This is a genomic window from Cupriavidus sp. 01L46 (genome assembly GCF_056399905.1).
Genome location: NZ_JBFTSF010000181.1, coordinates 1 through 13239, shown reverse-complemented (window position 1 = coordinate 13239; position 13239 = coordinate 1). Strand labels below are relative to the sequence as shown.

12 protein-coding genes, 1 tRNA gene and 1 pseudogene are annotated in these 13239 nt (G+C 65.1%); 9 read left to right on the top strand and 5 right to left on the bottom strand.

Translation table 11 applies throughout. The features are described from left to right. From fusA to AC1DS3_RS25805, 3 genes are all read left to right on the top strand, one after another. Positions 1-1947, top strand: a 1947-nt coding sequence (gene fusA, locus AC1DS3_RS25815) for an elongation factor G (protein ID WP_477128232.1), incomplete at its 5' end; no start/stop codon positions are given. Between the two features lie 75 nt (positions 1948-2022). Further along, the gene (locus AC1DS3_RS25810; protein ID WP_441641041.1) at positions 2023-2304 is read left to right on the top strand and encodes a hypothetical protein; all 282 of its coding nucleotides are present in this window, start codon (positions 2023-2025) and stop codon (positions 2302-2304) included. Positions 2305-2564: 260 nt separating this feature from the next. Further along, the gene (locus AC1DS3_RS25805) at positions 2565-3491 is read left to right on the top strand and encodes a tripartite tricarboxylate transporter substrate binding protein (RefSeq protein ID WP_477128233.1); all 927 of its coding nucleotides are present in this window, start codon (positions 2565-2567) and stop codon (positions 3489-3491) included. Between the two features lie 156 nt (positions 3492-3647). Here AC1DS3_RS25805 and AC1DS3_RS25800 read toward each other — a convergent pair. The 3 genes from AC1DS3_RS25800 to fdxA form a co-directional block, all read right to left on the bottom strand. Next, positions 3648-3723, bottom strand: a tRNA-Asn gene (locus AC1DS3_RS25800). Positions 3724-3932: 209 nt separating this feature from the next. Continuing rightward, positions 3933-5042, bottom strand: a complete 1110-nt coding sequence (locus AC1DS3_RS25795; RefSeq protein WP_441641040.1) for an NAD(P)/FAD-dependent oxidoreductase — start codon at positions 5040-5042, stop codon at positions 3933-3935. 98 nt (positions 5043-5140) lie between these two features. Further along, the gene (fdxA, locus tag AC1DS3_RS25790; RefSeq protein ID WP_477128231.1) at positions 5141-5464 is read right to left on the bottom strand and encodes a ferredoxin FdxA; all 324 of its coding nucleotides are present in this window, start codon (positions 5462-5464) and stop codon (positions 5141-5143) included. Positions 5465-5817: 353 nt separating this feature from the next. On the opposite strand from fdxA, the gene AC1DS3_RS25785 reads away from it, so the two are divergent. From AC1DS3_RS25785 to AC1DS3_RS25760, 6 genes are all read left to right on the top strand, one after another. Continuing rightward, positions 5818-6351, top strand: a complete 534-nt coding sequence (locus AC1DS3_RS25785; protein WP_477128230.1) for a hypothetical protein — start codon at positions 5818-5820, stop codon at positions 6349-6351. 63 nt (positions 6352-6414) lie between these two features. Beyond that, positions 6415-7593: a nicotinate phosphoribosyltransferase gene (gene pncB, locus AC1DS3_RS25780; RefSeq protein ID WP_477128229.1), complete on the top strand. Its 1179-nt coding sequence runs from the start codon at positions 6415-6417 to the stop codon at positions 7591-7593. A 101-nt stretch (positions 7594-7694) separates the two neighbouring features. Continuing rightward, on the top strand, positions 7695-8381 hold the full coding sequence (locus AC1DS3_RS25775; protein ID WP_441641037.1) for a LutC/YkgG family protein: 687 nt from the start codon (positions 7695-7697) through the stop codon (positions 8379-8381). A 178-nt stretch (positions 8382-8559) separates the two neighbouring features. Continuing rightward, the gene (locus AC1DS3_RS25770; RefSeq protein ID WP_441641036.1) at positions 8560-9978 is read left to right on the top strand and encodes a sodium:proton antiporter; all 1419 of its coding nucleotides are present in this window, start codon (positions 8560-8562) and stop codon (positions 9976-9978) included. An 8-nt stretch (positions 9979-9986) separates the two neighbouring features. Beyond that, positions 9987-10985, top strand: a complete 999-nt coding sequence (locus AC1DS3_RS25765; protein ID WP_441641035.1) for a 2-hydroxyacid dehydrogenase — start codon at positions 9987-9989, stop codon at positions 10983-10985. Between the two features lie 32 nt (positions 10986-11017). Then, a complete protein-coding gene (locus AC1DS3_RS25760; RefSeq protein WP_477128228.1) occupies positions 11018-12487 on the top strand; it encodes a DNA recombination protein RmuC in 1470 nt (489 codons plus the stop codon). Between the two features lie 78 nt (positions 12488-12565). Here the strand turns inward: AC1DS3_RS25760 and AC1DS3_RS25755 are convergent, their stop codons facing one another. Next, a complete protein-coding gene (locus AC1DS3_RS25755) occupies positions 12566-12832 on the bottom strand; it encodes a hypothetical protein (RefSeq protein ID WP_006158586.1) in 267 nt (88 codons plus the stop codon). A 183-nt stretch (positions 12833-13015) separates the two neighbouring features. Beyond that, positions 13016-13239: pseudogene (locus AC1DS3_RS25750) on the bottom strand (molybdopterin molybdenumtransferase MoeA); the annotation flags it as partial.

The window sequence follows — 13239 nt, the reverse complement described above, 5'->3', positions numbered from 1 at the left end:
CAAGAGCAGGAGCGCGGCATCACCATCACCTCGGCCGCCACCACGGCGTTCTGGAAGGGGATGGCCGGCAATTATCCTGAACATCGCATCAATATCATCGACACCCCCGGGCACGTGGATTTCACGATCGAGGTAGAGCGCTCGATGCGCGTGCTCGATGGTGCCTGCATGGTCTACGACGCGGTGGGCGGGGTGCAGCCGCAGTCGGAAACGGTCTGGCGGCAGGCCAACAAATACAAGGTGCCGCGCATCGCCTTTGTCAACAAGATGGACCGTGTCGGTGCGGACTTCTTCCGGGTGCGCTCGCAGATTGCCGAGCGCCTCAAGGGCGCGCCGGTGCCGGTCCAGATACCGATMGGCGCCGAGGAAGGCTTCCAGGGCGTGATCGACCTGGTCAAGATGAAGGCGACCGTCTGGGACGACACCAGCCAGGGCCTGCACTTCGAATATCGCGAGGTGCCGCCCGAACTGCTGGAACTGGCCAAGGAGTGGCGCGAGAAGATGGTCGAGGCCGCGGCGGAAGCCAGCGATGAGCTGCTGCACAAGTACCTCGGCGGCGAGCCGCTGACGGAGGACGAGATCAGGGCCGCGCTGCGCAAGCGCACCGTTGCCAACGAGATCGTGCCGATGCTGTGCGGCAGCGCGTTCAAGAACAAGGGCGTGCAGACGCTGCTCGATGCGGTGATCGACTACCTGCCGTCGCCGGCGGACGTGCCCGCGATTCTTGGCCATACCGAGGACGACAAGGAGGCTGAGCGCCATCCCAATGACGATGAGCCGTTCTCCGCGCTGGCCTTCAAGATCATGACCGATCCCTTCGTCGGGCAGTTGATCTTCTTCCGCGTCTACTCGGGCGTGGTGAACTCCGGCGACACGGTCTACAACCCGGTCAAGGAAAAGAAGGAGCGGCTGGGGCGGATCCTGCAGATGCACGCCAATGTGCGCAGCGAAATCAAGGAAGTGCGCGCTGGCGACATTGCCGCGGCGGTCGGGCTGAAAGAGGCCACCACCGGTGACACGCTATGCGATCCCGATCATGTGATCATCCTCGAACGCATGAGCTTCCCGGACCCGGTGATCTCGCAGGCGGTCGAGCCCAAGACCAAGGCAGACCAGGAGAAGATGGGCCTGGCGCTGAATCGCCTGGCGCAGGAAGACCCCTCGTTCCGCGTGCATACCGACGAGGAATCGGGCCAGACCATTATCTCCGGCATGGGCGAGCTTCACCTGGAAATCCTGGTGGATCGCATGCGCCGTGAGTTTGGCGTGGAGGCCTCGGTCGGCAAGCCGCAGGTGGCTTACCGCGAGACCATCAAGCAGGGGGTGAAGGACATCGAAGGCAAGTTCGTCAAGCAGTCCGGTGGGCGCGGCCAGTATGGCCACGTGGTGCTCGATCTGGAGCCGCAGGCGCCGGGCAAGGGCTATGAGTTCGTCGACGCCATCAAGGGCGGCGTGGTGCCGCGCGAGTTCATTCCCGCCGTGGACAAGGGCATCCGCGAAACGCTGGCGTCGGGCGTGCTGGCCGGCTACCCGGTGGTGGACGTCAAGGCCACGCTGGTATTCGGCTCCTATCACGATGTCGACTCCAACGAAAACGCCTTCCGCATGGCCGGCTCGATGGCGTTCAAGGAGGGCATGCGCCGCGCCAAGCCGATCTTGCTCGAGCCGATGATGGCAGTGGAGGTCGAAACGCCCGAGGAATTCACTGGCAACGTGATGGGCGACCTGTCGTCGCGCAGGGGTATCGTGCACGGCATGGAGGACATCGCGGGCGGTGGCGGCAAGTCGGTGCGCGCAGAAGTGCCGCTGGCCACCATGTTCGGTTACTCGACCTCGCTGCGGTCCCTGACCCAGGGCCGCGCCACCTACACCATGGAGTTCAAGCACTACACGGAAGCCCCGGCGAGCGTGGCCGAGGCGGTCATCAACAGCCGGCACACGCGCTAGCGTGCATGGAGTGGCCGGGCAGGGAAATGGCGCCGCTCGCCATGCGGCGCCACATCGACTTGATGGGAGAGTGCAATGGCCAAGCATCCGTTTTCCCAATTCCCCCAGGACGAGCAACGAGACGTCGTGACCCTGTGCACGCGGCTCGGCTTTGTGCCGGAGGACTTCGAGATCACTGACGAAGGCTTCCAGCCCGATGACGGCGACCCGGCGCAACGCCAGGTCAGCGTGCGGCGCCCCGCGATGGATGCGCAGAGCGCCTATGACGCGAGCGAAGGGTCCGGCTGGATCGAGGAGTTCGAGAGCGATCTCGAATGCGGCCTGTTCGGGCGGCCTTCAGGGCAGGCGCCAGTCTAGAACCCACGCCCCTCGGCACGCTTAGGCATCATCCTGTACGCTTTTGCAATTACATCGGCGCGGCATCGTGCCGCGCCACAAAAATCGTTCGGAGACAATATATGCAGCAGGGTTTGCCGGCTAGCGTGTCAGCGCTTGTGCGTTCCTTCTGGTCATCTTTTGCGTCTGCCTTTCCGTTGGGTTTTGCCTCATCGTCCCCGGCCGTGCATGCCCGCCGGCGCCGGCAACCTGCCGCGTGGCTCGCCACCGCGTTCCTTGGCCTGCCGGCGTTGGTCGCGGCGCAGGCTGTGGATAGCTATCCCTCCAAGCCGATTCGCGTCGTGGTGCCTTATTCGGCGGGCGGCGGCGCGGACAATGCGGCGCGCGTCATCACCGCCCAGATGAGCGTGCTGCTCAAGCAGCAGGTGGTGATCGACAACAAGCCCGGCGCCAGCGGCACCATCGGCGCCGCGGCGGTCGCCCAGGCGCCGGCCGACGGCTATGTGGTGCTATACGACGCGTCCACCTTCGTTGTCAATCCGGCGCTGCGCAAGCTGCCGTTCGATGCGGCCAAGGATTTTCTGCCGGTCTCGCTGGCGGTCTCGGCGCCCAATATCCTGGTGGTGCCGCCCAACGCCCCCTACAAGACGGTTGGCGAGTTCCTTGGCTACGCACGTCTGCATCCCGGCAAGACAACCTACGCGTCGTACGGTCCCGGCAGCCCCGCGCACATGGTTGGGGAGCTGCTAAAGAGCCAGGCCAAGGTCGACCTGCTGCATGTGCCGTACAAAGGCGGCGCGCCGGCGCTGACCGACGTGATRGGCGGGCAGGTCGATGCCTACTTCGCCAACGCGGCGTCGGGCTTGCCCTATGTGAAGGCCGGCAAGCTGCGGGCGCTGGCGGTGACTTCCGCCAAGCGCATGCCGGCATTGCCTGACGTGCCGACGCTGGTGGAAAGCGGGCTGGCGGGCTTCGACGTGCTGGAGTGGAATGGCTTCTTCGTGCCCAAGGGCACGCCGCCGCAGGTGGTGGAGCGGCTGGCAGCGGCCGTGCAGGCCGCGGTCAACGATCCCAAGGTCCATGCCCGGCTGCTGGATCTCGGCGTGGTGCCGGTCGGCAGCGGTCCGCAGGCCTTCGGGCAATTCCTGCAAACCGAACTGACGCGATGGGCGCGGCTGGTCAAGCAGAACGGCATTGCGATCGAGTAGGGGGAGCTTGGCTGGGCGGGATGTGGCTGCGGGGCTTGGACCCGCAGCGGTTCCGCGGCTGGGTGCGGAGCTGCGGCGCCGAAGCATGATGCATCGGGCAAGTCCGACGCACAAATGGAAAAGGCCCGCAATTTCTTGCGGGCCTTTCACATTCTTTGGCTCCCCGAGCTGGGCTCGAACCAGCGACCTGCGGATTAACAGTCCGTCGCTCTACCAACTGAGCTATCAGGGAACAGCTGAGAAAAGGATTTTAACCAGTTTCTCGTTTATCCGTCAACACCTGCGCCGTAATTTCTTACTGCCGGTGCTGCGGAACTTCTGGTTCCGCCCCGATGTTCCGAGGCAGGGCCGCATTATAGAAGGTCTTTTAGATCTGTGCCATAAAAAAATCGCCCCGAAGGGCGATTTTTTGCATCAAGCACTGAGCCAGGCGCGCCAGGCTCAGTCGAACACCGGCGAATCGACGCCGAGGATCTTGTGCAGCTTCGGCGAAGTGGTCGTGTACTGCATGTGGATCTTCTTCTCGGGGAAGATGTAGGGCGCGGCGCCGAAGGCGGCCAGCGCGGCTTCATGGAAGCCCGAGAGGATCAGTTTCTTCTTGCCGGGGTAGGTATTGATGTCGCCCACCGCGAAGATGCCCGGGATGTTGGTCTCGAACTTCTCCGTGTCCACCTTGATCTGCTTGCGCTCCAGGTCCAGGCCCCATTCGGCGATCGGGCCCAGTTTGGGCGACAGGCCGAAGAACACCAGCAGGTCGTCGAGCGGCAGGCGGCGGGTCACGCCGTCGGCGCCCGTCACCTTGATCTCTGTGAGCAGGCCGTCCTTTTCCTCGTAGCCGCTGATTTGGCCCACCAAGAACTGCATCTCCATCTGCTCGCACAAGTCCTTCATCTTGGCGACCGATGCCGGCGCGGCGCGGAAGCCGTCGCGGCGATGGATCATCACCACGGATTCGGCCTTGCCGACCAGGTCCAGCGTCCAGTCGAGCGCGGAGTCGCCACCGCCGACCACGACCAGGTTGCGGCCGTGGAAGCGGCTCGGATCCTTGACGCGGTAGAACAGCTGCTTGCCGTCGAACTTGTCGATGCCATCCACCTTGACCGTGCGCGGCTGGAATGAACCCACGCCGGCGGCGATGAAGATGGTCTTGGTGATGAAGCGGGTACCGAGCGAGGTTTCGACGAAGAAGCGGCCGTCTTCGCGGCGCTCCACCACAGCCACTTCCTGGCCCAGGTGGAAGGTCGGCTCGAACGGCTCGATCTGCTTGAGCAGGTTGTCCGTCAGTTCCTGGCCGGTGCAGATAGGCACGGCCGGGATGTCGTAGATAGGCTTGTCCGGATAGAGCTCCACGCACTGGCCGCCGACCACCTTGAGGGAGTCGATCACGTGCGCCTTGATTTCGAGCAGGCCCAGTTCGAAGACCTGGAAGAGCCCGACCGGACCGGCACCGACGATCAGCGCGTCGATTTCCAGCGGGTGACCGCCGCCAGCGTTGCCGACGGCAACGTGGTTGGTGGCGTCGGCGACRGGATTAGGGATGCTCAAGTCCATATTCGTCCTGATACGTTGTGGGCACAGGCGTGCCCGGCATTACGGGAAAGCGCGTGGGTGGGGACGGCTTTCTGACCTGTCTTTTGGTGTTGCAGGTATCAGCGTTGCAGGTACTGCAGCTTCTCGGCCGTGTCCTTCCATTCCTCGGCTTCGGCCAGCGGGGCCTTGGTCTTGGTGATGGAGGGCCAGTTGCGTGCCAGTTCGGCGTTCAGGTCGATGAACTGTTGCTGGTCGCCCGGCACGTCTTCCTCGGCGTAAATCGCGTTGACCGGGCATTCCGCCACGCACACCGCGCAGTCGATACACTCATCCGGGTCGATGGCGAGGAAGTTGGGGCCTTCGCGGAAACAATCGACCGGACACACGTCAACGCAGTCGGTATAGCKGCAACGGATGCAGGATTCGGTGACAACGTGAGTCATTTCGGTTCCAGAAAAACGGGATCGGCTTCGATGGGAATGGATTTGGCCTGTTGTGCCTTGCTCATCACGCCGGTGCGGGTCCAACCCAGCGTTCACCGGGTTCACCATACGCAGCGCGAGCGAAGGCCGTGGCCTATCAAAGACCGATATTGTAGCTGAGCCATAACGCTAGGGTAGTCGCTCTATATAGCCAGATCAGATAGTTTTCTTATTTCTTTATGTGCATTTGATCCAAGACAGTTGGCGTCACGCCTGCCGATGTGCTTCTCTGGCCGGTGCGGCGTTGCCGTTGTATGCTGCCTGAGCTTGCCTGCGCGGTATTGCCGCGTGCCCAACCGAGTGAGGAGTGCGCCATGCCAAGACCAGTCCGGGAGTCGCCGCGCAGCTGCCGTTTCAGCCAGGCGGTGAGCGCCTTGCTATGCCTGGCGGCGCTGGCCCTGCCAGCCGCGCATGCGCAGACGCTGGCCAAGGMCGGACCGCCGGACAGCGTGGTRGCCCGCCTGATGGCCTGGCGCACGATGAGCGACAGGCCGGTATCCCTGAGTGCGCTGGCGCTCTTTGACTGGGATGATTTCGGCGTGGTGGTCGAGGCGGCGGGGGAGGGCATGGCCAACTGCGGCCAGGCCGGCTTTCTGCCATGCGACGCCAGCCTGCAGCCCGAGCGCGGCACGCCGGTGCAGGTGCTGGTGTTCCGTCGCGGCACGCAGCGGGTCTACCAGGAGCGCATCACGGCCCGTTCGGCAATCTTCGCCGAACCGCTGCCCGCCGAAGTGCCCCGGGCGCAGGCCACGCTGGTTGGCTGCCCGGGCTATCGCGGGCAGCTCCTGTGGTGCCTGCGCGGCAGCGCGCGGGGGCGCCAGCCTGATCCTTTCCTCGATGGCGCATGAGGCCAGAGCGCCGCGCTTTCGGGTAGCATGGCGCTCTGACCCGGCACTGCCGTTTGGCCCGACATGATCATTACCTCATTGCTCGACACCGACCTGTACAAGTTCACCATGATGCAGGTGGTGCTGCATCACTTCCCGGCGGCACAGGTTGAGTACCGCTTCAAATGCCGCAACGCGGGGGTCGACCTGACGCCCTACGTGGACGAGATCCGTGAAGAGGWGGCGCAGCTCTGCCAGGTCCGCTTTACGCCGGACGAGCTGCAATACCTGCGCGAGCTACGCTTTATCAAGAGCGATTTCGTCGACTTCCTCGGCTTGTTCCACCTCAACGAGAAATACGTGACGATCGCGCCCGCCGCCCCCGGCAGCGGCGAGATCGAGATCACCATTCGCGGGCCGTGGCTGCATACCATCCTCTTCGAGGTGCCGTTGCTGGCCATTGTCAACGAGGTCTATTTCCGCCGCACCCAGCCGCGGCCCGACTGGAACGAAGGGCGCAAGCGCCTGGAAGACAAACTGGCCTTGCTGAAGATGCCTGCCCATGCGGACTGCGTGATCGCCGACTATGGCTCGCGTCGCCGCTTTTCGCGCGACTGGCAGGAAGAGGTGTTGCATACCATGCGCCGGGTACTCGGCCCGCAACTGGCCGGCACCAGCAATGTGCATTTCGCGCGCACGCATAACCTGGTTCCGCTCGGCACCATGGCGCATGAATACCTGCAGGCCTGCCAGGCCCTGGGGCCGCGGCTGCGCGACTCGCAGGTGTTCGCGCTGGAAGTCTGGGCCAAGGAATACCGCGGCGATCTCGGCATTGCCTTGTCCGATACCTATGGCTTTGACGCCTTCCTGCGCGATTTCGACCTGTACTTCTGCAAGCTGTTCGACGGCGTGCGGCACGATTCCGGCGACCCGATCGCCTGGGGCGAACGCATGCTGGCACACTACGCCGCCAGCCGCGTCGACCCGCTGGGCAAGACGCTGATATTTAGCGACAGCCTCGACATCCCGCGCGTGATCGAGCTGTACGAACGCTTTGGCGGGCGCTGCCGGCTTGCCTTCGGCGTGGGCACCAACCTGACCAACGATCTTGGCTACACGCCGCTGCAGATCGTCATCAAGATGACCCGCTGCAATGGACAGCCCGTGGCCAAGCTGTCGGACACGCCCGAGAAGACCATGTGCGACGATCCCGCCTACCTGGCGTACCTGCGGCAGGTGTTCGGCATCAAGGCGCCGGCGTAGCGTTCGCGTTCGATGCAAGCGCGCCGTCGCCGCAGCCTCCAGATCCACTAAGCCAATAGGCCACCAAGCCTCCAAGCCGCCAACCTCCGGAAATCGAACTCATGGACACCACCTCCGCCCGCGATCGCATCTTTGCCCGCATCCGCGCCGCCCAGGGCCGCGCGCCAGGGGTGAGCAACGGCGAGCGCGCGGCGGTGGCCGACTATCTCGCGCGCCATCCCGCCGGCCCCCGTCCGCCGGCGCCGGTGGACCGGATCCAGGCCTTCCACGAGCAGGCGCAGAAAATGGCCTCCACGGTGGAGCGGGTGGCCACGATGGCCGATGTGCCGGCCGCAGCCGCGCGCTACCTGGACAGCCTTGGCCTGGCCCGCCGCGCCGTGGCCTGGGACACCCTGGCGGCACTGGACTGGCAAGGGCAGGGCTTGGCCGTGGAGTGCCGCCCGCCCGTCCGCGATGCGCAGGCCGATCACGACCATGGCGACATGGTCGGCATCACGGGCTGCTTTTGCGCGATTGCCGAGACCGGCTCGCTGATGCTGCTGTCCGGCCCGCAGACCTTCGCTTCGGCGGCGCTGCTGCCGGAGACGCATATCGCGGTGGTGCCGGTCTCGCGCATCGTCGATGGCCTGGAGGACGCCTTCGCGCTGGTGCGCAGCGAGCGCGGGGAGCTGCCCCGTGCCACCAATACCATCAGCGGGCCTTCGCGCACCGGCGACATCGAGCAGACCATCGTGCTTGGCGCGCACGGCCCGTACCGCGTGCACGTGATCCTCGTCGAGCAGGACTGAGCGCGGCAGTCCAGGGCGTCCGGAATCGGCGGAGCCGTGCGGCGATTGCTTTACACTTGAGGGTCTCGCCGCGCGCCTGCGGCCCGCTTGCCGGGCCATTCGGGCTCGTGCGCTTTCTCCGCTCGCGGCCGCCATCAGGCCCTGGGTGACGCAATCCGATACAAGGAGATCCCGCCCGATGCGACGTGCCGCCGCACTGCTACCCCTGCTGTTCACGCTGGCCCCGAGCCTGGTCCATGCCGCCGATCTCGACGGCGCCACGCTGTCGCCAATGTGGGCGTTGCCCTTCGCCGGCACCTTGCTGTCGATCGCGCTGTTCCCGCTGATCGCGCCGCGCTTCTGGCATCACCACTACGGCAAGATCATCGCAGCCTGGGCAGTGCTGTTCCTGGTACCGTTCGCGCAGGCTTTCGGCATGCATGCCGCCGCCGCCAATGCCGTGCACGCGCTGCTGTCGGAGTACATCCCCTTTATCGCGCTGATCGCCGCGCTCTATATCGTGGCCGGCGGCATCTGCGTGCGTGGCAACCTGCACGGCACGCCGCGCCTGAATACCGGCCTGCTGGCGCTCGGCACGGTGCTGGCCAGCCTGATGGGCACCACCGGCGCCGCCATGCTGCTGATCCGGCCGCTGCTGCGCGCCAACGACAACCGCAGGCATGTGGCGCACGTAGTGGTGTTCTTTATTTTCCTGGCGGCCAATGCGGGCGGCGCGCTGACGCCACTGGGCGATCCGCCGCTGTTCCTGGGTTTCCTGAAAGGCGTGGATTTCTTCTGGACCCTGCGCAACATCCTGCCTGAGACGCTGTTCATCTGCATCGCACTGCTGGTGATTTTTTATTTCGTCGATCGCCACTACTACCTGAACAAGGAAGAGGAGTTGCCGCAGGCAGCGGACCCCACGCCCGATTCCGCGGGCATCCGCATCGAGGGCAAGCGCAATTTCGTGCTGCTGCTGGCGGTGGTGGGCCTGGTGTTGATGAGCGGGCTGTGGAAGCCCGGCATTGAATTCAACGTGATGGGCACCATGGTCGGCCTGCCGGCAGCGGTGCGCGATGTGTTGCTGGTGGTAGTGGCGCTCCTGTCCCTGCTGATCACGCCGACCACGGCGCGCACGGGCAACGAATTCAACTGGGAACCGATCCTCGAAGTCGGCAAGCTGTTCGCCGGCATCTTCCTCACCATCATTCCCGTGATCGCCATGCTCAAGGCCGGCACCGACGGCGCCTTCGCCAGCGTGATCCGCATGGTCAGCGATAGCGGCGGCCAGCCCATCGACAGCATGTATTTCTGGGCCACGGGCATTCTTTCGTCCTTCCTGGACAATGCGCCGACCTACCTGGTGTTCTTCAATACCGCGGGCGGCGACCCCGCCACGCTGATGACGCGCGACGCCTCAACGCTCGCGGCTATCTCGGCCGGCGCCGTGTTCATGGGCGCCAATACCTATATCGGCAACGCGCCCAACCTGATGGTCAAGGCAATTGCCGAAAGCCGCGGCGTGCGCATGCCCAGCTTCTTCGGCTACATGCTGTGGTCGATCTGCGTGCTGGTGCCGCTGTTCCTGGTGATGACCTTTATCTTCTTTCGCGTGTGAGTGTGAGCATGACCAAGCCTTCCGTTCTCGTGACCCGCGCCGTCTTTCCCGAAGTGATCGACCGGCTCGCGCAGTACTTCGACGTCGACGACAACCAGCCGGACGTGACGCTGGATGGCGCCGCGCTCAAGGCGCGCCTCGCCGGCAAGTCCGGTGTGCTGGCCAATGCCGCGGACCGCATCGATGCCGGGCTGGTGGCCGGGCTGCCGGCCTTGCGCGCGGTCTGCAACATGGCKGTGGGGTACAACAACCTTGATGTGCCGGCGCTGACCGCCGCCGGGATCGTGGCCACCAATACGCCCGATGTGCTGACCGAGACCACGGCCGATTTCGGCTGGGCCTTGCTGATGGCGACCGCGCGCCGCGTGACCGAGTCCGAGCACTGGCTGCGTGCTGGCAAGTGGGAGCGGTGGAGCTATGACATGTTCCTCGGCATGGACCTGTATCGCAGCACGCTCGGCATCCTTGGCATGGGCCGCATCGGCCAGGCCCTGGCACGCCGTGCTGCGGGGTTTGGCATGTCGGTGCTCTATCACAACCGCAGCCGCTTGGCCCGTGACACCGAGCATGCGCTCAACGCGCGCTACGTCAGCAAGGCCGAGCTGCTGGCACAGTCCGATCATTTGCTGCTGGTGCTGCCGTATAGCGCGCAGAGCCATCACAGCATCGGCGCGGCCGAGCTGGCGCAGATGAAGCCGTCGGCCACGCTGGTCAACCTGGCGCGCGGCGGTGTCGTCGACGATGCCGCGCTGGCCCAGGCGCTGCGCGAACGGCGCATCTTCGCTGCCGGGCTCGACGTGTTCGAGGGCGAGCCGCAGGTCCATCCCGACCTGCTGACGGTGCCCAACGTGGTGCTGACCCCGCATATCGCCAGCGCCTCGGAGAAGACTCGCCGCGCTATGGCGGATCTGGCCGCTGACAACCTGATCGCCGCGCTCGGCGTGGGACCGCAGGCAGGGCAGCCGCCTTCCGTGATCAATCCCGAAGTGATGGCGCACCGCCGCTGATCCTCTCGCTGCCAACACCTGCCAACCTGTTCATGACCTTGATTTCTCTGTTGACCCTGGCCCTTGCACTGGCCGCCGTGCTGCTGCTGGTGGTGTTGCTGCTGCGACCCCGCGTGGCACAGGACGGTGCCGGCCCGGAGCTGTTGCGCCAGCTCGCCGATCTGCGCGCCGAAGGCGCGCGCGGCAATGAGCGCCTGGGGCGCGAGCTGCGCACCGAGGTGACTGAGAGCGCGCGCGTCGGCCGTGGCGAAGCCGGCCAGCAGATGGTGCGTTTCCAGCAGGCTCTGTCCTCGCAGCTCACCAGTATCGCCACGCTGCAGAACAACCAGATCGACATGTTCGCGCAGCAGCTTGCCAAGCTGACCGAGTCCAACGCCCAGCAGCTCGAGCAGGTCCGGCAGAACCTGCTGCAACAGGGCCAGCAGGCGCGCGACGAGCAAGGCAGCGCGCTGCGCCGATTTGGTGACGGGCTGCAGCAGCAGCTGGCGCAGATGTCCGAGGGCAACGAGCGCCGCCTGGGCGAAGTGCGCGCCACGCTGGAGCAGCGGCTCAAGGAGATCGAGGTCAACAACGCGGCCAAGCTCGAGGAGATGCGCCGCACCGTCGATGAGAAGCTGCACGCCACGCTGGAGCAGCGGCTGGGCGAGTCCTTCAAGCTGGTCTCGGACCGGCTCGAGCAGGTGCACCGGGGCCTTGGCGAAATGCAGGCGCTGGCTCAGGGCGTGGGCGACCTCAAGCGGGTGCTGACCAACGTCAAGTCGCGCGGGACATGGGGCGAAGTGCAGCTGGAGATGTTGCTTGAGCAGGTGCTAACCGCCGAGCAGTACGCCAAGAACGTGGAGACGGTGCGCAATACCGGTGCGCGCGTGGAGTTTGCGATTCGCCTGCCGGGCAAGGACGCTGCCGGTGGGCAGGTGTGGCTGCCGATCGATGCCAAGTTCCCAAAGGATCAGTACGAGCGCCTGCTCGACGCGCAGGAACGCGGCGATGTCGATGGCGTGGCGCTGGCCGGGCGCGAACTGGAAGCCGCGATCAAGCGCGAGGCCCAGACGATCTCCGAGAAATACGTGTCGCCGCCGGCCACCACGGACTTCGCCATCCTCTTCCTGCCCACCGAGGGCTTATATGCCGAAGTCTTGCGGCGCCCGGGGCTGGCCGACCTGCTGCAGCGCAATTTCCGCGTGACAGTAGCCGGGCCGACCACGCTGGCCGCGTTGCTCAACAGTTTGCAGATGGGGTTCCGCACCCTGGCGCTGGAGCGCCGCTCAAGCGAAGTCTGGGAGGTGCTGGGCGCGGTCAAGACCGAGTTCGGCAAGTTCGGCGATGTGCTGGCCAAGACCCGCGACACGTTGGAACGCGCTGCCCGCAACATCGAGCAGGCCGAGGTGCGTACGCGCCAGATGGAGCGCAAGCTGCGCACCGTGGAAGCGTTGCCGGGCGAGAACGCGCAGGAACTGCTCGGCCTGGCCGCCGTGGCGGATGACGAGGCCGCAGGCGGTTGAGGGGCAAAGAACGCTGGCGCCGGGCAAAAAAAAGCGCATCGATTCGATGCGCTTTTTACGTTTCGGCGGCTGGCCGGTTCAGGACAAGTCGCGGATTGTCACCTCGATGCCGCCGAAACGCGCTGCCACCCAGTTGTAGGCCTTGCAGGCGAGCCAGAGCAGGCCGAAACCGATCAGCGCATTGAGAATCAGTGCGGTGAAGACGGTGATGCCGGGCAGGTCGCCATAGCGGATAAAGGCCACGAACAGGCCCAGCGAGACGATGGGTACCGAAAAACACAGGTACACGAGCACGAGCGCGCGGGCGGTTTTGACCGGGTGGAGGTACGCAATCTCCTGATTCATGACAGCTTGGGCAGTAAGCAAAGTAATGTTGCGCAAGTGTATCCAATGGGGGGGGCGGCGCATAGTCCGGCACTCGCGGGGTACGGAAAACCGCCAATATGCTTGCTAAACCCCGGCAAAACTGCTGCACAAAAACGACACAAAGGTGCAGCCAGCGTACCGTGGCGGGCTTTCTGCCAGCGCTTACATCAGCCCGTCGAACAGCATGACTTCGACCTCGTCGCCGGCGGCGACCATGCCCTGTTCGTGCCCCAGCACGATGAAGCAATTGGCCTCGCTCATCGAGCGCAGCACGCCCGAGCCCTGCTGCCCGGTGATGCTCACCTGCCAGCCGCCTTCCGGGGCCGGCGCCAGGATGCCGCGCTGGTATTCGGTGCGGCCAGGTTTCTTGCGGATCGCCTGGGCGC

Coding starts and splice junctions, on each gene's coding strand:
- AC1DS3_RS25810 (WP_441641041.1), top strand. CDS start 2,023: ATGGCCAAGCATCCGTTTTCCCAATTCCCCCAGGACGAGCAACGAGAC.
- AC1DS3_RS25775 (WP_441641037.1), top strand. CDS start 7,695: ATGGACACCACCTCCGCCCGCGATCGCATCTTTGCCCGCATCCGCGCC.
- AC1DS3_RS25770 (WP_441641036.1), top strand. CDS start 8,560: ATGCGACGTGCCGCCGCACTGCTACCCCTGCTGTTCACGCTGGCCCCG.
- AC1DS3_RS25760 (WP_477128228.1), top strand. CDS start 11,018: ATGACCTTGATTTCTCTGTTGACCCTGGCCCTTGCACTGGCCGCCGTG.
- AC1DS3_RS25755 (WP_006158586.1), bottom strand. CDS start 12,832: ATGAATCAGGAGATTGCGTACCTCCACCCGGTCAAAACCGCCCGCGCG.